Source organism: Janthinobacterium aquaticum (genome assembly GCF_009208565.1).
In the GTDB taxonomy this organism is placed as follows: Bacteria; Pseudomonadota; Gammaproteobacteria; order Burkholderiales; family Burkholderiaceae_D; genus Janthinobacterium.
In genome coordinates this window covers 87,765-109,200 of the sequence record NZ_WFLK01000005.1, presented here as the reverse complement: position 1 = coordinate 109,200, position 21,436 = coordinate 87,765, and the positions used below count along the sequence as shown (strand labels likewise).

Here is a 21,436-nt window from a genome sequence, read left to right as displayed (position 1 = left end):
CATGGCGCACGCTTGCGCCTTGCGTTTATACTATCATGTCGGGTGTTGCCGGCATCGGGTCAGCCTGCCAATGTTTCCACAAGGATAAAAAGGCGTTACTATGAACAACCTGCCGAAGCTGATTGCGCATCAGCCGCAGCGCGTAGTGCCGCCTTGCCATTTACGCCACATCCCATGGCGGTCATCGTTTGCGACAGAAGAAATCAATGGATCATAAAACCACGGGAGAATGGCAGCTGCAATCGGGCGCCTGGATTGCCGACGAAGCACAATGCGGCATGTTGCTACAGCGCAGTGCGGCCGGCGCGCCAGTATCGCCGCGCCTGAGCAGCGAGGATATCAGCCAGCTGATGCGTACCAAGCGTCTGCCTGGTGAGGCCAGTCTGCAATTTCCGCCCGAATTCAAGTTCAGCCCTTTTAATGGCGACGCCTTGCAGGCGGCGCCACAGAGTGGCCAGGCTGGCGCCTGGGTGCCGCCGTTTGGCGCGCGCCCGATCAACAGCAGCGCCTTGCCGGGTGCCACCGGCCTGCGCCAGACCGGCCAGGTGCTCAAGCTGGCGCGCGGCAGCGCGCCCGGTGAGGCGGCCGATGCGTCGATCCATATCGATCCGGACGCTACGCTGCCGGCTCCGCCGCCAGGAGAGCATGCGTTTTTTTCAGCCCGCTTTGGCACTACGGCTGCGGCGCTGCTGGCGCTGGACGCACGCAAGGGCGCACTGTATGGCTGGATGCCCGGCTCGCAGCACTGGCTGGCGCTCGAGTCGTCGGCAGGCGGCCTGCTGTCCGAATGCCAGCTCGATGAAACGGCCTGGCGCGCCGAAATGGCGATCGACTGGAACAGCCGCCTGTACGTGCCCAGCGATCATGGCCTGGCCTGTATCACGCCCGATATCACCGCATTGACCTACCGGGTCGAGCACTTCGGCGATGCGCCTTCGGTGGCGGCGCCGATCTGGTTTCAGGGACGCTTGTGGGCGCCGTTGCAGGATGCCGGTGGCGCTATCCGGTTTCTCAATCTTGATTTGCAACACCAGGCCGGTGACGAAGTGCGCCTCGACGGCGCCATCGTGCCCGGCCGCGTCAGCGCACCGGTGGCCTATGGCCGCAACGTGTTCTGGCCTTGCGAGCATGGCCAGTTGCGCCTGCAGCAGCGCCAGGATGGCAGCATGGCGGCCTCCTGGACGCAGTGGCCGGCCGGAATCGTGCCGCAATTCGATTTCGGCTGCCCGTACCTGTCGCTCAATGGCGATCTGTGGCAATTATGCTTTGACGCGGGCGCCGACCGCTACCTGTACCTGCGGCTCGGTACGCTCGATGAAACGGCCGAAGCGATGGAGCCACGGCTTTGTTCGGGCAGCATCAACTACCGGTTTTCTACCAAGCTCAAGAGCGCACCGTGGCAGGAGCCGGAGCAGGGCGACGACAGCGGCAGCAGCAAATCGGTGATGCCGGTGCTGGAAACGGGCAACAGCGTGCTGGGCGTGCGCTTCGATACCCGCATCAGCCTCGATGGCGTACTGAACTCCAGGGAACGCATGCATGCACAACTGCTGCAGGACGACAGCCTGCGTGAATTGCCATTCCATACTTTTGCGGTCGTCGAACCGTGGCGCATGCGGCTGTTCGCGCACCAGGGGATGTTGTGGGCCTGCCATCCCCTGCTTGGTCGTATCGATGGCTGGAAATTGCAAGCATGAAACTGATCGCGCATATTGTGCGCCTGCTGGGCGTCATCACGGCGCTCGCCGCCTGCCTGCCGCTGCAGGCCGCAGGCATACAGCAAGCGTTCCTGGTGCAAAATTCTGGCTGGATGGAACCATTCTATGCAGACCAGCAGTCGCAGCTGAAGGCGCTGGTCGGCGCCGTCGCGCAGGCCGCAAGCACGCCTGACGACACCGTGTACCTGCTGGCGTTCAGCCAGAGTAGCGGCAGCCATGTGTCGCCATCGTTGCTCGGACAAGGGCGTGGTGCGGCCGCGATCAGCACGCAACTGGCGCCGCTGGGCCTGGCGCGCAAGAACAGCAGCGGTGCGCTGGCCGACACCGACTTCCAGGAAGCGGTCACCAAGACCATTACCGGCCCGTTCCGCTCGGCGCCCGGCATTATCTGGATTTTTACCAATAACAGGAACAGTCCCAACAACGACAGCCAGACCGCCGAGCGCAATCGCGACTTTTATCGCCTGCTGCATCTGGAGCCGTCGATTACCAAGACACTGGTGTTTCCATTGCGTATGCCGGTTCAGGGCAAGCTCTACAGCGCCAAGGGGCTGATGGTGTATGCGCTGGCGTATGGCCAGAGCGCTGCCGACGCCTTGAGCCGCATCCAGGCCGAAGGACGCCTGTCGCAGGTGCTGACGCGCGCGCCGGCGCGGCTCAAACCGGTCGACCAGGATGCCGTGCGCATCGTGCCGCAGGCGGTCAAGAACAGCGCCAATGTGCATGCCAGCCTGGGCGGCGACGGACGCACCGTCGTGCTTGATGTGGAAGCGGCCAGCCTGGTGCCCAGCGTGGTGCTGCAGGCATCGCTGCAAAACATGTTTTTTCCGTATGTAATCGAGCACGCCACGGTGCACGCGGCGCTGGCCGGCCAGGCCGCGCCGCTGCAAGTGAGCCCGGCCTCGATCAGCGCCTTGCAGCCAGGCGCCAGCCAGAAGGTTGAAGTGCGCTTTGACTTGCCGATGGCGCAGATTCCGTCGGCTTGGTCGGCGCAGGCGCTGGGCGCGATGGGCAAGCAGGTGCTGCTGCCGATGAAAGCCACGCTGGGCCTGTCGGAGCAGCGCCTGGCCCTGTCTGCCAGCTTTGCCGCCGAATTGCAGGACCTGTTTCCCGGCGATCCGATCTCTGAAGTGTTTACGCCGCCGGACAGCGTACGCGCCTCGCAGGCAACCATCCCGCTGCTGGTGCGCATACAGTATCCGCTGCTGCCGGTGCTGTTGATGGTTGGCGCCATCCTGGCGTTGTTGTTGGCGCTGGTGGTGTTTGGCCTGCTCGGCACGCGCAGCACGCGTTACCGGCTGCTGGTCGATGGCCTGCCGCGCCAGGTGCTGCTCAAACCGTTCAAAAGCCTGCGCATTATCGACGCAGCCGGACAGGACATAGGCGAGATCCGGCGCGGCATGGGCAAGCCGTCCATCGTACGCGTTGCCGATGGACATACGCTGGCGCTGGGATGACCGCGGTAGCGGACTGATTGATTTCGTTTTTACACTTATTTTTCGAGGCAGACGATGGCACAAGATACTCCAAAAGACAACGCAGGCTTTACCTTGCCAGCGCCGACAGGCACGCCGGCCGAAGCGGCGCCGGCCGCCACCACCGCCAGTGTTGAAACAGTGCCAGCGCTGGATCCGGTGCTGGCCACCGACACCTCGTCGCGCGACACGCTGATCGGCGGCGCCGTCCTGCTGGTGCTGTTTATCGCCTTTTTCTTTGCCAAAAATGCTTACGCGAATGGCCTGGTGGCCAAGCGCCTGCCGCCGAACCGCGCCAATGCCTCGGGCTGGTGGCTGTTCATTTTTCTGGCCAGCGTGGCAACGGCGGTGGTGCTGGCCGCGGTGAATGCGCATAAATTCCTGGCGCCACTGTTCATGGGCCCGCTGTTGCTGGTCGCGCTGGTCGCGCTGGTGCTGACCTTTACTTCGAGCAAAAATTAAACGACGGCGCCAGCCATTGCACTCCCGTTAAGGAATGACCATGTCAGACAGTTTGAACCAGACCATCGGCGCGTCGGGCGCCCGCCAGCCGGAAAAGCTTATCGATTTGCGCCCTACGCTGTTTATCGGTGTCGGCGGCACCGGCATGCAGGTACTGATGCGTGTGCGCAGGCGCATCCTCAATACCTTGTGGGGCAGCGCCGGCAAGCGTACGCGGATTGAAAAACTGACTGACTTCCCGGTGGCGCAGTTCATGCATTTTGACCTCGACAGCGGCGCCGTGGTGGAAAGCGGCGAATCGCAGGCGCGCGATCTGCAATTTGACCTGCTGAAATTTACCGATGATGAAAAAGTGGTCGGCTCCTTCGATGCAGACAAGTACAGCCGCGATGACGATGCGCTCGAACGCTATCCGCACATCAAGGAGTGGCTGCCGCTGACGCCGCAGAAAATTACCGAACTGCGCTTTGACTTTGGCGCCGGCGCCGGCCAGGTGCGGGCCGTCTCGCGCCTGTATTTTTTCGACAAATACACGCGGGTGCGCGACAAGATGCGCGAGAAGCTGAAAAGCCTGAAAACCGGCCTGTCGCATGAGCCGAAGCTCAAGGAGCTGGGCCTGCGCACCGAGCTGGGGCGATTCCGCATCGTGGTGCTCGGCTCGGTGGCCGGTGGTACCGGTTCGGGCGCTTTCCTCGATATGGGTTACCTTGCGCGCTGGATTGCCAAGAATGAAGTCGAGCGTGCCGATGTGGAATTGATGCTGTTCCTGCCGACCGGCTACACCAAGGCCAACAAGGACCGGGTCGAGGCCAATGCCTATGCTGCGCTGATGGAGCTGGAATCGGCAATGATGGGCAACAAGAACCATATGGGCCGCTGGGACGCCTATGACCGTCCCGAACTGGCGCGCGAACCGTATGAACAGGTGTTCCTGGTCGACTCAGGCAACCTGGCCCAGCAGCACACGAAAGATGTGGACGATGTCTACCAGATGGTGGCCGATTCCCTGTTCGAGGACTTTGCCTCGGCCGACTTTGCCCGCGCCAAGCGCTCGGTTGCCGTCAACCAGGCCGCACACAAGAATTCGCTGTACCGCGCGCTGGTGCCGCAAAACCGCTTTGGCGACATGCAGCTGTATTTTTCCAAGCGGTTTTCTTCGTTTGGCATGGCCGTGCTCGATACGCGCCAGGAAGCGGCGCGCGATGTGCGCGCTCACCGCTGGGCCGGCGCCATGCTGCAGGCCTTCTTTGGTGTCGGCGGACAGGATGCCGGCGCCAACCGCGCCAACGATGCGCAGCGCAATGACTTCCTGGCCTCGCACATGAGCCTGCGGGCGATGCCGTTCCATGACTTCCCCTTATTTTCCGACAAGAGCATCGAGCTCAAGCGTTCAAACGGCCCGTTTGACGACTTTCAGCTTGTCGATGAATTGCTGGGCGAACGCCAGGGCAGCCTGCTCAGCGGCGTGGAAGACCGCGTCAATCGCCGGGTCGAAGAGATCCGCAGCGGCTACGACCGCAAGGAGTGGCCGGCACAATTGCGCGAGGCCGTGCGCCAGCTCGAACGCGACGCCGTGCGCGACCAGGATTCGACCGCCGACACCACCGAAGACCGGATTGCCAAGCGGCGCGCCGAATTGTTTGGCGAGATCAAGCAGAACGTGCGTGACCAGCTGTACGGTTATCTCGACAACAAGGAGTTTGGCGGCCTCGAGTATGTGCTGTCGCTGGTCGAACAGATCAAGGACCGCATCGAGGCGCCAGGCAGCGGCCTGCTCACGCAGATCGACACCAATGCCGAGCGCTATCGCGAAATCAAGGAGGCGGTGCGTTCGCGCGAATACGAGCGCCTGTTGAATAACTTGGAGCAAACCCGCGGCGGTTTCTTCGGCAGCGGCGAAAAGCAGGCCGGCGTGGTGATGGATCATTTGCGTACCGAGATTGCCAATGCCCTCAAGTTCCATCTGCGCGCCCGCGCAGCCGACGAGGCCGTGCTGTTGTTGCGCGATATTTCGCGCTGGCTGGGCAACCGCACCGGCGTCGATGGTGACGGCCGCGCCGTGTGGAATGGCCTGGTCGGCGAATTGCAGGCAGGGCGCGCCGGCGTGCTGGAAATGCTGACCCAGCTGCAGCTGGCCAATGAGATCGTGCAGAAAGACCTGCAAAAAGAGCACGCCACGTTGATCGTGGTGCCGGTTACCGTGCGCGATATTGCGATGCCTTCGCCCGTCGTGCTGCGCGAGTGGGCCGATGAAGCGTTCCAGGACATGGGCGGATCGAAGGCGTTGTTCCCGATGCTGGCCGAGCCGGCCGAGCGTAGCCAGATACTGCTCAAGGTCAAGCGCATGGCCGAAAATCGTCTGTCCCTGCTGGGCGCCGACGACCAATCGACGACGCTGGGCGATCCGCTGTACGAAGCGCTCGAACAGATGGAACCGGCACGGCGCCAGGAATATTTCAGCAAGCTGCTGGCCTGCGCCATGCCGTGGATCGACGCCAATATGGTCGGTGAATTCACAGTCAATGCCGACCAGTACAAGTGCATGATAGGCGTGGCCGGTGCCAAGGCCTTCAAGACCAGGTTCAGCGCGGAGATCAACGCCTGCGTGCCGACCCAGGCCGGTATTACCAGCAACCAGGTCGATATCGTCGAAACCGGGATTGCCGGAAGGGCTGTCTGTTACTGTGAGCTGGCCGGCGTGCCGTTGACGGTACTGCGCGGCCTGGAAGGTTGGCGCACCAATTACCGCAAGGAAAGCGACAACAAGAAGGCGCCGACCCACACCCATATCGACACCACCCAGTTCTCGCATCCGGTGGCACCGAGCACCGACGACATGCGCCGCCTGGCCGAAGAATTCAGCCTGTTCCTGAAAGGGATCATGCTTGGCGTGCTGACGCGCCATAGCGGGCGCGTGGTGCCGCCGGGACAATATCTGATCTCCATGGGCCGCGGCGACTTGCGCCGTATCGGCAATGAGCGCGCCATTCGCCAGGGCAGCTTGCCGCCAGTGTTTCGCGATCTGATCGACGAGCGCGTCAGCGAGCTGCTGGCACAGGGCGATGAGGTGCAGACGGTGGCCATGGCTGCGCTGGCCTCGTATTACGCCACCGATGTCTACACCACGCAACTGGTGGCGCTTGAGGGTGGCGCCGAGATCGAGCACAGGGGTTTTGGCCATACCATCGCCAACGAGATTGCCAGCGACATGCGCGACAGCGCCCGCCGCAAGGGGCTGGGCGAAGCAGAAGTGAAGCAACTTGAAGAGCGCATGCTGGCGCAGTTCAGGGAATGGACCACGGTCATTGCCGACTCCGATGCCGATGCTTACGACTGGGAAGTGCGCGCCGTGGGCAAGGACGACATGCCGCGCCTGAAATTTGCCTTCAAGCCGGAGATGCTCAAGCCGGGCGTTCTGAAGGCGCTGTTTGCAACGGCTCCGGCAGCAACCTTTGCCGCCGCAGCGCCTGCCGCAGTGTCGCCTGCCGCCGTATCGACTGGCGCCGCCTCTCCGTTCGCCGCTTCACCATTTGCATCGCCGTCGCTGAGCCCGGGACTGGGCGCGCCGCAGTACCAGTATGAGCTTGGCATCAACGGCCAGAAGCATGGCCCTTTTACGGCCCAGATGATTGCGCAGTACGTGCAGGCCGGCCAGGTCGTGCCAGCCAATACCAAAGTCTGGCGCGCCGGCATGGCCGACTGGGCCTTGCTGTCGGAATTTGCGGAGCTGGCGCCATTGCTGTCGAACGCTTCGCCAGCGCTGACATCACCGCCGCTTTAATGAAGGAATTGCAGTGAACAAGTGTGTCAAATGTGAGGAGGTACTGGCAGGCGCTGTACCGTTCTGTCCATTTTGCGGCCACGCTGTGGCAGGCGCCGCCAGGGCGCCAGCGCCGAAGGCCGAAATCAGGCCGCTGCCTGTGCCAGTACCAGCACCTGCGCCCAGAGTAGAAGCGAAGCCTTTGCCAACGCCAGCGCCTGTGCCGACGCCGCGCGTTGAACCGGTGGCTGAGGTCAAGCCTGAAGTCAAACCCGCCGCTGTGCCTGAAAGCAAGGTGGAGCCTGGTTTGTCGTCAGGCGGCATTTCGTCCAAGCTCGATGGCGTGTTTGCCGGTGGCGACGAAACCCGGCCACCGCCTAAGACGGGCAAAAAATGGCTGCGCTGGCTGATCGGTGCGGCCGTGCTGGCCGTGGTGGTGGTGTATATGAACGGCAAGCCCGGCGGCAAGAGCGATTCTGCCTGTAATGATGCGATCGACAGCGGCCTGAAGCTTATTGCCGACGGCAGTCTCGACGGCGCGCGCGGCAAGCTGGCGACCGCCAAGCTGGCCTGTACCGGCAAGTCCAGTGCCAAGACCGAAGATTTGCAGGCCGCCATCAACAAGGCAGGCGCGGCTTCGCCTGCCTGCCAGCGCAGCGTGCGCAACATCGAGCGCGAGCTCGACGGCCAGCGCCTGATGAGCGCCGGCAAGGCGATCGACAAGCTCGACGCCGACTGCGCCGGCGCCGCCACGGTCGAACAGTTGCGCAAGCAGCTGGCGCGCCAGCAAGCCGCCGCCGCTTCGGTACAGGTCGGCGTGCGCCAGGCGCTCGATGCAAAAGACGCTGGCGCAGCGCAAAACGGCATTGCCAAGCTCGAAGCGATCGACCGCGAATACCCGGAACTGAAGCAGCTGAAAGCGGATTTGCAAGCCCTCACTGCGGCGGCTGCCCCTGCGCCTGCGCAAGCTGTCATCCCGGCGCCGGAACCTGCGCCGACGCGCACGGTCGAAAGACCAGCACCAGTCGAGCGCGCACCGGTTCAGGCGGCACCGGTTGACAATGGCGCAGCGATGCGCAACGAGATGGCGCAGGGTTTCCTGCGCGACGCCGAGCGTTCCCTGCTGGAAGGAAAATTCGATGCGGCCAAGACTTATCTGGACAGTGCGCGCCGCGTCGATCCGAACAATGCACGTATCGACAGCCTGGCGCGCCGCGTGCGCGAACGCGAACGCCAGGTGCTGCAGACCGAAACCACCATCAAATAACCTTTGGGGAATACCATGATGAACAAGATCACGCTGCGCACTGCCGCCGCCCTGACCCTGACGGCCATGCTGGCCGGCTGCGCCACGGCGCCGATGAATCCGAACGGCGTGCGCCAGAACAGCGGCTATGCAGACGGCACTTCACAGGGCAGCAACCCGCAGGCTGCCACCAGCGACGATCCTTGCAGCGTCGGTGTCACAGCCGCTGCCGGTGCAGCGGTAGGCGCCTTGCTCGGTGGCTTGATCAGCGGCAAGGGTGGCATCGTCAAGGGCGCCGCCATCGGCGGCGGCCTGGCGGCTGCCGGCTGCCTGGCGATCAACGTCAATTCGCGCCAGACCAAGACGGCGGCGCAGGCCGACCGCGACTATATCCGCGCGCGCGGTTCGCTGCCGCGTGAACCGCAGGTGGTGTCGTACACGCCGCAGGTAAGCTCACAGACCGTCAAGCGCGGCCAGCCGTTCAAGGTCAACTCGGTGGTCGAACTGGTCAACGGCAGCGCGCAAAGCGTCAATGACGTGCGCGAGGAACTGGTGGTGCTGGACCCGCAAGGCCAGCCCTTCAAGTCCGGCTCGAAAGCGCTGGCCAGCAACAACAGCTCGGGTGGCCGCTTTGAAAACTCGTTCGAACTGACGCTGCCGGCCGGCGTCTCGCAGGGCGTCTACGGCGTCAAGACCAATCTGTACGTCAACGGCAAGCTGGCCGCCACACGCGATTTGCGTACGCAGCTCGTCATGATCGATGCCGCACCGGTTGACGCACCACGGCTGGCGCTACGCTGAATAGACGCGTAGGTCGGATTAGGCCCTTCGGGCCGTAATCCGACACCATTGTTGGCGTTAGCGGTGTTGTCGGATTACGCGGGGCTTTGCCCCGCTAATCCGACCTATGCCCCGCCCTGGTAACCATGTTGCCGCCACGCCTCATACACCACCACCGCTACCGTATTGGACAGGTTCAGGCTGCGGTTGTCGGGGCGCATCGGCAGGCGGATGCGCTGTTCGGCGGGAAAGCCGTCGCGCAGGGCAGGGTCGAGGCCGCGCGTTTCCGAGCCGAATACAAACACGTCGCCAGGCAAAAAGGCCACCTCGCCAAACGGGCGCGAGCCGCGTGTGGTCATGGCAAACATGCGCGCCGGGTCGGGCTGGGTCGCGTCGAGGAACGCCTGCCAGTTCTTGTGCACCTTCATATTGGCGTAATCGTGATAATCGAGGCCTGCGCGCTTCATCTTGCTGTCGTCGAGCGGAAAGCCGAGCGGCTCGACCAGGTGCAGCTGCGCGCCGGTATTGGCGCACAGGCGGATGACGTTGCCCGTATTGGGGGGAATTTCCGGTTCGACCAGTACAACATGAAACACGATGTTCTCCTTGAACTTATAAAAACTTATTGTAAAAAATTTATCAATGTGGCGGCGTGCGCGCCGCCACCAGGATGCTGACCCGCGCCGCGCCATGGCGCTTGAGTGCGGCGGCCAGCGCGTTGACGGTATGGCCGCTGCTCATCACGTCGTCGACCACGCCGACATGGCAGCCGCCCAGTTGCCAGGCATAGGCCGGCGCCACGTCAAATGCGCGTGCCAGATTGGCGCGCCGTTCGCGTGGCGCCACGCCGCTTTGCGCCGGCGTCTCGCGCACCCGCACGGCCAGCTTCGGCAGTAACGGCAGGCCCAGCAGGCGCGCCAGCGGCCGGGCGATTTCCAGCGCCTGATTGTAGCCGCGCTCGACCAGGCGGGCGCGGCCCAGCGGCACCGGGCATAGCAACTGCGGCGTTTGCCAGTCCGGCTGTCTGTCTGCCGCCTGCGCCAGCAGCTGCGCAAACAGCGGCGCCAGCTGCAGGCGCGCCGCAAATTTGAGCTGCAGCAACAACTGGTCGACCGGCGGCGCATAGTCGCTCGCCGCCAGTGTGGCGTCAAACACGGGCCGGTGGCGCTGGCAGCGCCCGCACAGCAGGGCAGTCTCGTGCATCGACGCCAGCGGATTGGCGCACTGGTGGCAGCGCAGGCGCGCAGGCTGCAGCAGATACTGCGCATGGCAGTCATCGCACAGCGCCTGGCGGCAGGCGGCCGCGCACAGTGCGCACTGGGCCGGCAGCAGCGCGCTGCCCCATAGGCGCAGCATCGTCCAGTCAGGCTGCCTGATCGCCATGGCCTCGTTCCATGTACACTGCCGGCATTATCTCACTCCGCCGATTCATTATGTCTGTTCCTGCCAATCCGCCCAAAATGAGTGCGCCCATCGATGCGGTGCATGTCCGAGAACTGTTTGCCGAGCCGGCGCGCATTGCACCGTCCGATTTCCTGCGCCGCGAAGTGTCCTCGCGCATGCATGAGCGCCTGGAGCTGGTGAAGATCGCCCCGCTGCGCGTGCTCGACGCCGGCTGCGGACCGGGCGCCGACTTGGCGCAGCTGCACAAGGATTATCCGGCCGCGCAGATTATCGGCCTCGATGCGGCGCAAGCGATGGTGCAGGCGGCGCGCGCGCCGGCCTCGAAGCTGTCTGGCCTGAATCAGTTCCTGAGCAAATTATTGCCATCGAAAACCGGTGTCGATCTGCTGTGCGGCGACCTGGGCGATTTGCCGCTGGCAGCCAGCAGCGTGGACCTGATCTGGTCGAACCTGGCGCTGCACTGGCATGCGCAGCCCGACCGCGTGTTTGCCGAATGGCGCCGCGCGCTGCGGCTCGACGGCCTGCTGATGTTTTCCTGCTTTGGCCCCGACACCTTCCGTGAGCTGCGCGACGCCTTTGCCGAGGCCGACCTGCATCCGCACAGCCTGCCGTTTGTCGACATGCATGACTTTGGCGATATGCTGGTCGAAGCCGGCTTTTCCACGCCTGTGCTCGATATGGAAATCATTACCGTCACCTACGACACGGCCGACAAACTGCTGCAGGACGTGCGCGCCTTTGGCGGCAATCCGCTGGCCACGCGCCGGCGCGGCCTGATGGGCAAGGCGGCCTGGGCCCGCATGCTGGCGGCGCTGGAAAAGCAGCGCCGCGCCGATGGCAAGCTGAGCTTGAGTTTCGAGGTACTGTACGGCCATGCCTTCCGTCCCGCGCCTCGCGTGACACGCAACGGCGAAGCGATTATCCGCTTCGATCTGCCGCGCAAGCCAAAGTAAGCGTAGCCGCCGGATTTTCGCCTGCACGCAACACAACGGCACCACAAAGCCAATATGGGCCGCATGTCTTGACGCATGCGGCCCATATTGCTTGATGCATCGAAGTTTTCTTGATTATAATCGTTGATTGTCCGCCGCTTTTTTCCTCTGGAAAAGCCGCGCGGCATAAAAAATTTAAAACAAAGCAAGACTTTTTCAAAGAGACTGCATTAGTATAGTAACCATCTTGCTTGCAGGGCGATCTGCAGGCAGACGGAAAAAACAGGATGGCAGCATGGCGACCCGCACCGGCTTTTGTGTGGAAACCGCCAGCATGACATCGGCTGATGCGAGGTTGTCGAGATGCTTGCGGCAGTATCCGAACCGCGGTGCTCTCTTTGGAGGAGCGGCAGCGGTGCAGTACGGAGGTTTCCGCAGCCGTTTAAAATATCACTATTTTTTGGGTGGTTGGGGAAAACATGATACATGCAAAGCGACTGCTATCGTCGATGCTTTTGCTGTCGTTGACAGCGTTTGGCAGCGCGCGATGGGCCATGGCAGCAACTGCCTCGACCTATCCTGGCACCGGTGGACCGGTGCCGCGCGAGTTGAATTTGCAACCACCGGCGACCGAGATCGCGCAGCAGATCTACGATCTGCATACCTGGATGATGATTGTCTGCCTGGTGATCTTCGTGGCCGTGTTCGGCGTCATGTTCTACTCCATCCTCAAGCACCGCAAGTCGCTGGGCCACAAACCGGCCACCTTTCATGAAAGCACGACGGTGGAAATCGCCTGGACGGTGGTGCCGTTCCTGATCGTGATCTGCATGGCGCTGCCGGCCACGCGCACGGTGGTGGGCATGAAGGATACGGCCAATGCCGACATCACCATCAAGGCCACCGGCATGCAGTGGAAATGGGGCTACGATTACCTGAAAGGCGAGGGCGAAGGCATTTCCTTCCTGTCCAACCTGTCCACGCCGCGTTCGCAAGTCGGTGCGCCGGGCGCGCCGGCCACTGAAAAGCGCGGTGAAAACTACCTGATCGAAGTCGACAACGAAGTCGTGGTGCCGGTGCATAAAAAGATCCGCATGGTGCTGACGGCCAACGACGTGATTCACGCCTGGTCGGTGCCGGCCTTCGGCGTCAAGCAAGATGCGATTCCCGGCTTTGTGCGCGACACCTGGTTCAAGGCCGAGCATATCGGCACTTTCCGCGGCAACTGCGCCGAACTGTGCGGCAAGGAACACGCCTTTATGCCGATCGTGGTCAAGGTGGTGTCCGCCGATGATTACAAGGCCTGGGTCGATGTGAAGCAGAAGGAAATGGCGGCGCTGGCTGACGACCCGACCAAAACCTGGACCATCGACGAATTGAAGGTCAAGGGCGAGAAAGTATATGCCGCCAACTGTGTGGTCTGCCACCAGGCCAACGGCAAAGGTGTGCCTGGTGCATTTGCACCGCTCGACGGCTCGGCGGTCGTCAATGGCCCCAAAGCCGATCAGATCCATGTCTTGCTGAACGGTCAGAAGAGCGGCAAGTATCCGGCGGAAATGCCTGCCTGGAAACAGCTGTCCGACACCGATATCGCGGCCGTCATTACCTATACGCGTAATTCGTGGTCGAACAAGGCCGCAGAAAACATCGTTCAACCAGCCGAAGTCGTGGCTGCACGCAAGTAATCAGGAGCTTTCATGAGCACGAGTACTTTGGACCACGCTACCCACGATCACGCCCACGATCACCACGACCACCACGACCACCCGACGGGCTACCGCCGCTGGCTGTTTGCCACCAACCACAAGGATATCGGCACGCTCTACCTGTGGTTCTCGTTCATCATGCTGCTGTCGGGCGGCGTGCTGGCGCTGATGATACGCACTGAGCTGTTCCAGCCCGGCCTGCAGTTCTTCCACCCCGAATTTTTCAACCAGCTCACCACCATGCACGGCCTGGTGATGGTGTTCGGCGCCATCATGCCGGCCTTTGTCGGCTATGCCAACTGGATGATTCCGCTGCAGGTGGGCGCTTCCGACATGGCCTTTGCGCGCATGAACAACTTCTCGTTCTGGCTGCTGCCGCCGGCCGCGCTCCTGCTGGCCACCTCGTTCCTGGTGCCGGGCGGCGCCACCGCGGCCGGCTGGACGCTGTATGCGCCGCTGTCGACCCAGATGGGGCCGGGCATGGATATGGCGATTTTTGCCATGCACCTGATGGGCGCCTCGTCGATCATGGGATCAATCAATATCATCGTCACCATCCTCAATATGCGCGCGCCGGGCATGACGCTGATGAAAATGCCGATGTTCTGCTGGACCTGGTTGATTACCGCCTACCTCCTGATCGCCGTGATGCCGGTGCTGGCCGGGGCGATTACCATGACGCTGACCGACCGCCACTTCGGCACCTCGTTCTTTAACGCCGCCGGCGGCGGCGACCCGGTGATGTACCAGCATATTTTCTGGTTCTTCGGCCACCCCGAGGTCTATATCATGATCCTGCCGGCGTTCGGCATCGTCTCGCAGATCCTGCCGGCCTTTGCGCGCAAACCGCTGTTCGGCTATGCCTCGATGGTGTACGCGACCGCCTCGATTGCGATCCTGTCGTTTATCGTCTGGGCGCACCATATGTTTACCACCGGCATGCCGGTGACCAGCCAGCTGTTCTTCATGTACGCCACCATGTTGATCGCCGTGCCGACCGGCGTGAAAGTGTTCAACTGGATCGCCACCATGTGGAAGGGCTCGATGACGTTTGAAACGCCGATGCTGTTCTCGGTCGGCTTTATCTTTGTGTTTACCATGGGTGGTTTCACTGGCCTGATCCTGGCGGTGACGCCAATCGACATCCAGCTGCAGGATACCTACTACGTGGTGGCGCATTTCCACTACGTGCTGGTGGCCGGTTCGCTGTTTGCGCTGTTTGCGGGCTTTTACTACTGGTCGCCGAAATGGACCGGCCATATGTACAACGAAACGCGCGGCAAGATCCATTTCTGGCTGTCCCTGATCACGTTCAACGTCACCTTCTTCCCGATGCACTTCCTGGGCCTGGCCGGCATGCCGCGCCGCTATGCCGACTACCCGGCGCAGTTTACCGACTTCAACATGATCGCGTCCATCGGCGGCTTCGGTTTCGGCCTGATGCAGGTGTATTTCCTGGTATTCGTGGTGATTCCGACCATTCGTGGCGGCAAGGCTGCGCCAGCCAAGCCATGGGAAGGCGCGGAAGGGCTGGAATGGACCGTGCCGAGCCCGGCGCCGTTCCATACGTTTGAAACGCCGCCGACCGTCAAGTAATCTGTCATGGGCCGGCATGGGCTGGCCCGCTTTGCATAAAGTGCCTGTCATGACCGAGCGAAAAAAACCGAACAACCTGCGTACCGGACTGATACTGGCCGCTTTGGCAGCCTTTTTCTTCCTGTCCGTATTTGCCAAGCGCCTGTGGCTGTAACATGAGCACGCCGAGCCACCAGGAAACGCGCGGCCTGAACCGCAAGATGCTGGGCAAGCTGATCGTGATTGCCGTGCTAATGTTCGGCTTTGGCTATGCCCTGATTCCCGTCTATCGGCAGATATGCGAAGTGATGGGCATCAATGTGCTGACGCAAAAGGACGGCACGGTGACCTATGACAACAATACCCAGGTCGATACTTCGCGCAGCATTACCGTTGAATTCGATGGCAATGCGCAGGGTCCATGGCGCTTTCGCCCGGTGGTCTCGTCGATGCAGGTGCATCCGGGGGAACTGGTGACGGTCATGTACGAAATCGTCAATACCCAGCCGCGCACCATGCATGCGCAGGCCATCCCCAGTTATGCGCCGCAAAGCGCCACGCCGCATTTCAAGAAAGTCGAGTGCTTCTGCTTCCAGCAGCAGACGTTGAAGCCAAATGAGGCGCGGCAGATGCCGGTGGTGTTCTTCCTCGATCCGGCGCTGCCGAAGGACGTGAAGACCATTACCCTGTCGTATACGTTTTTTGAAATTGCCGGCCTGAACCAGACGGCGGCTGCGCCAGCCGAAAAGCCGCTATGAACAAGCCGCCGCGCGCCTCGTTTCTGTATTCGCTCAAGGCCGTGGTCTGGGCGTTTACCGGACTGCGCCGCAAGAGTGATTTCGATACCGATTCTGCCAAGCTCAATCCCGTGCATATCGTGATTGCCGGCCTGCTGGCGGCGGCCTGCCTGGTCGGCCTGTTGATCACGATCGTGCACTTCGTCGTTCCATAACAGCCATAAAAAACTACCGATGTTTTCGAGGAGATGATGATGAGTTCCAACCACGCTGCCGCACCGTACTATTTCGTGCCAGGGCCGTCGAAGTGGCCGATGCTGGCCGGCCTCAGCCTGCTGGTGACCATGATCGGCGCTTCGGCCTGGGTCAATGACGCCGCGTGGGGGCCGTACGTTAATTACGTGGGCCTGGCCGGCATTATCGCGGTGCTGTATTTCTGGTTTGGCGACGCCATCGGCGAATCGGAAAAAGGCCTCTACAGCGAACGCATCGACCATGCCTACCGCTGGAGCATGAGCTGGTTTATCTTTTCGGAAGTGATGTTTTTTGGCGCCTTCTTTGGCGCACTGTTCTATGCGCGCAGTATTTCCATGCCGTGGCTCGGTGACCTCGATCACAAGCTGATCTGGCCCGACTTTGCGCCGCACTGGGGCGGTACGGGGCCGGCTGGCACGGTGCAGGAATTTACCACCATGACGCCGTTCTGGATTCCCACCATCAATACCGGCCTGCTGCTGCTGTCGGGCGTCACGCTGACCATCTCGCACCATGCGCTGCGCGCCGGCCACCGTGCCATGACCGCGCTGTTCCTGTTTGCCACCATTGTGCTGGGCGCCGTCTTCATGGGTTTCCAGGTGTATGAATATATCCATGCCTACAGCGCGCTGAACCTGAAACTGACGTCCGGCATCTACGGCGCCACCTTCTATATGCTGACCGGGTTCCACGGCTTTCACGTGACGATGGGCGCCATTATGCTGTCGGTGATTTTGTACCGCGTGCTCAAGGGACACTTTACGCCCGAGCACCACTTTGGCTTTGAAGGCGCGGCCTGGTACTGGCACTTTGTCGATGTTGTCTGGCTGGGGCTATATGTTGTCGTGTATTGGTTATAATCGTGGGCAGTCCCTGATGCCGAATGGCGGGCCGGAGACGCGAGCCTGAGAAAATGCCGATGGCGGCGTTGCAGCTCCTTGCCGTACTAACGTACTGTCTGCGTCGCTGCGCCTTGCCCTCGACATTTTTCAGGCCCGCTTGGCCCGGAATGCCTGTGCGGGCGTCTGGAGTCCTGATACGCTTTGCTGGTGGCACTAGGACGCTGACTAATCCGACCTGCGTGATATAGGCTAGCCTGGTATTGTCAGCGTATCCCGGTCGGCTGTATATACCCGAGCTTGTGTGCCAGCAGGATCAGCAGGAACAGCATGATCGACAGGCCCACGCGCAGCGCCAGCGCGTGGACGGTGCGGTTGCTTTTGCCGCGGTCGCGCATCAGGAAGAACAGGGCCGAGCCCAGGCTGGCCAGGATCAGGATAAAGGCGATGGCAACGGCAATTTTCATGGGTGAACAATGCCCTTCTAAGGAATCTCCATTGTAATGCGTATCGGCTTTCGTTTTCGATGGATTCCTTTTGTTGTCATGCTGCTGCTGGTGGCGCTGGGCATGTCGCTGGCGCGCTGGCAGGAGCGCCGTTTCGACGAGAAAACCGCCCGCGCGGCGCGCCTTGAAGCCGGTAACCGGCAAGCCCCCTTGCAACTGAGTGCGCAGCCCTTGCTGGCGCAGGACGGCGCAGCCATCGAATACCGGCGCGTGCGCATCAGCGGGCACTTCTTGCCCGCCTGGACGGTTTACCTCGATAACCGTCCCTACCGTGGCCAGGCCGGCTTTCATGTGCTGACGCCATTTCAGATCGACAACTCCTCCATGCATGTACTGGTGGCGCAGGGCTGGCTGCCGCGCAATAACCAGGAGCGCACGCGTATTCCCGACTATGCCACCCCAAGCGGTACGGTGACCATCGAAGGCGTGGTGCGCCTGCATGCCGGTCATGTGATGGAGCTGGGTCAGGCAGCGCCCCTGGCGCCGCAGGCGATTGTGCAAAATATCACTATCGGCCAGCTGGCCAAAGCCAGCGGCCTGGCGTTCCAGCCGATACTGGTCGAGCAGACGGCGCCGGTGAGCAGCGCGCTGCCGGTACGTGACTGGCCTGCGCCCGACTTGGGCGCCGACAAGCACCGCGGCTACGCCTTCCAGTGGATCGCGCTGGCCGCCATGGCTTTTTTATTTTTTGTCCTGACAGGAATTCGACGTGCAAACAAACAGCCCTGAAACGGTGAGCAACGCAGATGGACGGCGTGCCCAGCAGCGTGGCCGCCTGAAACTGATGGCTGTGCTGGCCGTATGCGCCTTTCCGATTGTCGCTTCGTATCTGACCTATTATGTGATCAAGCCTTCCGGGCGCAACAACTACGGCGCGCTGATCGATCCGCGCCTGCACCCGATACCGGAAGCCAGGCTGCATGTCACTGAACTCGATGGTGTAGCGTCGCCGCTCAGCCAGTTCAAGGGCAAATGGATCATGCTGCAGACCGGTCCCTCGGACTGCCAGCAGGCCTGCAAGGATCTGCTGTTTGCCATGCAGCAGCTGCGCCTGACGCAGGGCAAGGAAATGGAGCGCATCGAACGGGTCTGGCTGATTACCGACAAGGAACCGCTCGACACGCTGGTCATGCGTGAATTTGACGGTACCAATATGCTGCGCGTCGATGGCGCGGCCCTTTCTGCATGGTTGCCGGTCGAGCAGGGCGGCAAGGCCGAAGACCATCTGTACCTGATCGACCCGCTGGGCAATTTGATGATGCGCTTTCCGAAACACGCCGATCCGGGCAAGGTGAAGAAGGATCTCGCCAAGCTGCTCAAGGCTTCGGCCATCGGATAAGGAAACTTCAATGCCTGCAATGCATCTCTCCGCCCTCGCACAGCTGGGCCTGACCGGCTTATTGGTCGCGCTGCTGCCGCTGACCATGGTCTGGGTCTCGTCGGACGCCAATAAATACCGCAAGCTGGTGTGGGTGGCCGTGTTCCTGACGGTCGACCTGATCATGTTTGGCGGCTTTACTCGCCTGTCCGACTCGGGCCTGGGCTGCCCGGACTGGCCCGGCTGCTACGGCTCTGCCAACCCTTTCCTCGCGCATGAACATATCGTGGCGGCCGAAGCGCTGATGCCGACCGGCCCGGTGACTGTGGTCAAGGCCTGGATTGAAATGACGCACCGCTACCTGGCCATGGCCATTGGCGTGCTGATCGTGGCGATGATGGTGCAGGCCTGGCGTCAATGGAAAAAGAATCGGCGCCAGGAGTTTGCACCGGCGCTGCCGACCGCACTGCTTTTCTTTGTCTGCCTGCAGGGAGCATTTGGCGCCTGGACCGTCACGCTCAAGCTGCAGCCGGTGATCGTCACCATCCATCTGCTGCTGGGCATGGGCCTGCTGGCGCTGCTGGTATGGCTGGGCGGGCGCCAGGATCATGCGGTTGCACCCGTGCTGCGCGCCGATGCACCAGCTTCGATGCTCGCGCCGGTGCGCACGCTGGCGATCCTGTCGGCCATTGTGTTGACGGTGCAAATTGCGCTGGGCGGCTGGGTCAGCACCAATTACGCCACGCTGGCCTGCACCGACTTTCCGCTGTGCGGCGGCAAGGTGATCCCCGAGATGGACTTCGAGCATGGTTTTCATCTGTGGCGCGAACTGGGCAAGACAGCCGCCGGCCACTACTTGCCGTTCTCGGCGCTGACGGCGATTCATTGGGTACACCGCAACTTTGCGTTGCTGGTGCTGCTGGTTATCGGCTATACCGTCTGGCGCGCCTGGCGCCTGCCGTCGCTGCGCGGTACGGCGCGCTTGATCGCGCTGGTGCTGGTGTTGCAGGCCGCCACCGGGCTGGCCACCATCTACCTGAACTGGCCGCTGGCCATTGCCGTCATGCATAACGGCGGGGCGGCGCTGCTCGTATTATTGCTGACCATGTTAAACTACAAGGCTAAGTTCCAACTCGATGCGGCGCGCCACAGCGCCCCCGGCTCCGCTACCATTCCCCTGGCCGGCGGCAGCAACGCACCTCTTTCACCATGAGCACTCAGACCATCAGCAGCAAACCGACCCCTCGACTCGCCCAATACTGGGCGCTGACCAAACCGCGCGTGACGCAACTGGCTGTTTTTTGCGCCGTGATCGGCATGTTCCTGGCCAGCGAGACCTTGCCCGCGTGGGATGCCGTGGTGTTCGGCACCATCGGCATCTGGCTGCTGGCTGGCGCCGCGTTTGCCGTGAACTGCCTGGCCGAGCGTGAAATCGACGCACGCATGGCGCGCACGGCGCGCCGTCCGATGGCCATGGGCGACATCAGCGTGAAGCAGACGGTGGTGTTTGCGCTGGTGATCGGCGGCCTGGGCATGGGCATCCTGTATTACCTGGTCAATCCGCTGACCATGTGGCTGACCTTTGTCACCTTTGTCGGTTATGCGCTGATCTACACCATGGTGCTCAAACCGGCCACGCCGCAAAACATCGTGATCGGCGGGCTGTCGGGCGCCATGCCGCCGGCCCTGGGCTGGGCGGCAGTGGCCAATGACGTGCCGATGCAGGCCTGGCTGCTGGTGCTGATCATCTTTGTCTGGACGCCGCCGCATTTCTGGGCGCTGGCCATGTACCGCCGCGACGACTACGCGCGCTCGGGCCTGCCGATGCTGCCCGTCACGCACGGCATGCAGTTTACCCAGTTCCATGTCTGGCTGTACTCGATCGCGCTGGCGGCCACCACGCTGATGCCGTATGCGGTGCGCATGAGCGGCCTGATCTATCTGGCTTCGGCCGTGGTACTCAATGCCGGCTTTTTGTATTATGCGTGGAAGATGTATCGCCACTACACCGACCTGATCGCGCGCAAGGCGTTTGCCTATTCCATCCTGTATCTTGGCCTGCTGTTTGCTGCGCTGCTGGTTGACCACTATATTCCTCTCGGCTCATGAAAAAACTCTTCTGCCTGCTTTTCACTACCTTGTTGACGACGTTCGTGCTGGCCGGTTGCGGCAAGCCGGAAGCGCCCAAGCTGGCCTTCAAGAACACCGATGTGACCGGCCTTGGCTATGCGCGCGAGTTTGCGCTCACTGACCATACTGGCAAGCCGCGCACGCTGGCCGACTACAAGGGCAAGGTGGTGCTGATGTTCTTTGGCTATACCCAGTGCCCCGATGTGTGCCCGACCACCATGGCCGATATGGCCCAGGTGATGAAAGACATGGGCCCGCTGGCCGACAAGGTGCAGGTGCTGTTCGTGACCGTCGACCCCGAGCGCGACACCCAGGCGCTGCTGGCCGAATATGTGCCGGCTTTCGACAAGCGCTTTGTCGGGCTGTACGGCGACGCTGCCGCCACCGCCAAGGTAGCCAAGGAATTCAAGGTCTATTACGCCAAGGTCGAAGGCGAAACCGACGACAGCTATACGGTTGACCATACGGCCGGCACCTATGTATTTGACCGTGACGGCAAGATCCGCCTGTTCGTACGCCACGGCGAAAGCCCGGCCGCCATCGCGCACGACCTGAAACTTCTGCTATCCTGAGCGCCAGCCCGGGCGTTGCCA

General features: G+C 62.0%; 21 protein-coding genes. 18 read left to right on the top strand and 3 right to left on the bottom strand.

Annotated features, from left to right (window positions below; all coding sequences use genetic code 11):
* Nucleotides 1-206: 206 nt before the first annotated feature.
* The 6 genes from GCM43_RS10285 to GCM43_RS10255 all read left to right on the top strand — a co-directional run bounded on the left by GCM43_RS10285 (nt 207) and on the right by GCM43_RS10255 (nt 9,462).
* Complete coding sequence (locus GCM43_RS10285) at nt 207-1,697, top strand: hypothetical protein (protein WP_152243880.1); 1,491 nt, start codon at nt 207-209, stop codon at nt 1,695-1,697.
* Nucleotides 1,694-3,175, top strand: a complete 1,482-nt coding sequence (locus GCM43_RS10280; protein ID WP_226929427.1) for a hypothetical protein — start codon at nt 1,694-1,696, stop codon at nt 3,173-3,175. Before GCM43_RS10285 ends, GCM43_RS10280 begins: the two co-directional genes overlap by 4 nt.
* Before the next feature lie 54 nt (nt 3,176-3,229).
* Nucleotides 3,230-3,655 carry a hypothetical protein gene (locus tag GCM43_RS10275; RefSeq protein WP_152243878.1) on the top strand — a complete coding sequence of 142 codons (426 nt, stop codon included), beginning with the start codon at nt 3,230-3,232 and terminating at the stop codon, nt 3,653-3,655.
* Nucleotides 3,656-3,695: 40 nt separating this feature from the next.
* Complete coding sequence (locus GCM43_RS10270) at nt 3,696-7,436, top strand: tubulin-like doman-containing protein (protein ID WP_152243876.1); 3,741 nt, start codon at nt 3,696-3,698, stop codon at nt 7,434-7,436.
* A 199-nt stretch (nt 7,437-7,635) separates the two neighbouring features.
* Nucleotides 7,636-8,682: a hypothetical protein gene (locus GCM43_RS10260; RefSeq protein WP_193315591.1), complete on the top strand. Its 1,047-nt coding sequence runs from the start codon at nt 7,636-7,638 to the stop codon at nt 8,680-8,682.
* Between the two features lie 15 nt (nt 8,683-8,697).
* Complete coding sequence (locus GCM43_RS10255; protein ID WP_152243872.1) at nt 8,698-9,462, top strand: hypothetical protein; 765 nt, start codon at nt 8,698-8,700, stop codon at nt 9,460-9,462.
* A 104-nt stretch (nt 9,463-9,566) separates the two neighbouring features.
* Here the strand turns inward: GCM43_RS10255 and trmL are convergent, their stop codons facing one another.
* Nucleotides 9,567-10,037, bottom strand: a complete 471-nt coding sequence (gene trmL, locus GCM43_RS10250) for a tRNA (uridine(34)/cytosine(34)/5-carboxymethylaminomethyluridine(34)-2'-O)-methyltransferase TrmL (RefSeq protein ID WP_152243870.1) — start codon at nt 10,035-10,037, stop codon at nt 9,567-9,569.
* A gap of 43 nt (nt 10,038-10,080) precedes the next feature.
* Nucleotides 10,081-10,824: a ComF family protein gene (locus GCM43_RS10245; RefSeq protein WP_152243868.1), complete on the bottom strand. Its 744-nt coding sequence runs from the start codon at nt 10,822-10,824 to the stop codon at nt 10,081-10,083.
* 77 nt (nt 10,825-10,901) lie between these two features.
* Between GCM43_RS10245 and GCM43_RS10240 the strand changes: the two genes are divergently transcribed.
* The 7 genes from GCM43_RS10240 (at nt 10,902) to GCM43_RS10215 (ending at nt 16,910) form a co-directional block, all read left to right on the top strand.
* Nucleotides 10,902-11,798 (top strand): methyltransferase domain-containing protein, encoded by an 897-nt coding sequence (locus tag GCM43_RS10240; protein ID WP_152243866.1) that lies wholly within the window; start codon nt 10,902-10,904, stop codon nt 11,796-11,798.
* Between the two features lie 458 nt (nt 11,799-12,256).
* On the top strand, nt 12,257-13,462 hold the full coding sequence (coxB, locus tag GCM43_RS10235) for a cytochrome c oxidase subunit II (RefSeq protein WP_152243864.1): 1,206 nt from the start codon (nt 12,257-12,259) through the stop codon (nt 13,460-13,462).
* Between the two features lie 12 nt (nt 13,463-13,474).
* Nucleotides 13,475-15,079, top strand: a complete 1,605-nt coding sequence (ctaD, locus tag GCM43_RS10230; protein ID WP_152243862.1) for a cytochrome c oxidase subunit I — start codon at nt 13,475-13,477, stop codon at nt 15,077-15,079.
* A 49-nt stretch (nt 15,080-15,128) separates the two neighbouring features.
* A complete protein-coding gene (locus tag GCM43_RS26115) occupies nt 15,129-15,233 on the top strand; it encodes a cytochrome oxidase small assembly protein (protein ID WP_226929426.1) in 105 nt (34 codons plus the stop codon).
* A gap of 1 nt (nt 15,234) precedes the next feature.
* Nucleotides 15,235-15,816, top strand: coding sequence for a cytochrome c oxidase assembly protein (locus GCM43_RS10225; protein WP_152243860.1), 582 nt, complete (start codon nt 15,235-15,237; stop codon nt 15,814-15,816).
* On the top strand, nt 15,813-16,010 hold the full coding sequence (locus GCM43_RS10220; RefSeq protein WP_152243858.1) for a DUF2970 domain-containing protein: 198 nt from the start codon (nt 15,813-15,815) through the stop codon (nt 16,008-16,010). Before GCM43_RS10225 ends, GCM43_RS10220 begins: the two co-directional genes overlap by 4 nt.
* Nucleotides 16,011-16,049: 39 nt before the next feature.
* Entirely contained in the window at nt 16,050-16,910 is an 861-nt protein-coding gene (locus GCM43_RS10215) for a cytochrome c oxidase subunit 3 (protein WP_152243856.1), read from the top strand.
* 245 nt (nt 16,911-17,155) lie between these two features.
* Here the strand turns inward: GCM43_RS10215 and GCM43_RS10210 are convergent, their stop codons facing one another.
* On the bottom strand, nt 17,156-17,356 hold the full coding sequence (locus GCM43_RS10210; protein ID WP_152243854.1) for a twin transmembrane helix small protein: 201 nt from the start codon (nt 17,354-17,356) through the stop codon (nt 17,156-17,158).
* A 78-nt stretch (nt 17,357-17,434) separates the two neighbouring features.
* On the opposite strand from GCM43_RS10210, the gene GCM43_RS10205 reads away from it, so the two are divergent.
* Genes GCM43_RS10205 through GCM43_RS10185 form a run of 5 tightly spaced genes read left to right on the top strand, consistent with a single transcriptional unit; the run spans nt 17,435 to nt 21,415 of the window.
* Entirely contained in the window at nt 17,435-18,124 is a 690-nt protein-coding gene (locus GCM43_RS10205; protein ID WP_319636956.1) for an SURF1 family protein, read from the top strand.
* A gap of 55 nt (nt 18,125-18,179) precedes the next feature.
* Nucleotides 18,180-18,734: an SCO family protein gene (locus GCM43_RS10200; RefSeq protein WP_226929441.1), complete on the top strand. Its 555-nt coding sequence runs from the start codon at nt 18,180-18,182 to the stop codon at nt 18,732-18,734.
* A 19-nt stretch (nt 18,735-18,753) separates the two neighbouring features.
* Entirely contained in the window at nt 18,754-19,926 is a 1,173-nt protein-coding gene (locus GCM43_RS10195) for a COX15/CtaA family protein (RefSeq protein ID WP_152244215.1), read from the top strand.
* On the top strand, nt 19,923-20,822 hold the full coding sequence (cyoE, locus tag GCM43_RS10190; RefSeq protein ID WP_152243848.1) for a heme o synthase: 900 nt from the start codon (nt 19,923-19,925) through the stop codon (nt 20,820-20,822). Before GCM43_RS10195 ends, cyoE begins: the two co-directional genes overlap by 4 nt.
* Nucleotides 20,819-21,415, top strand: coding sequence for an SCO family protein (locus GCM43_RS10185; RefSeq protein WP_152243846.1), 597 nt, complete (start codon nt 20,819-20,821; stop codon nt 21,413-21,415). The genes cyoE and GCM43_RS10185 overlap by 4 nt, the downstream gene beginning before the upstream one ends.
* Nucleotides 21,416-21,436 lie beyond the last annotated feature (21 nt).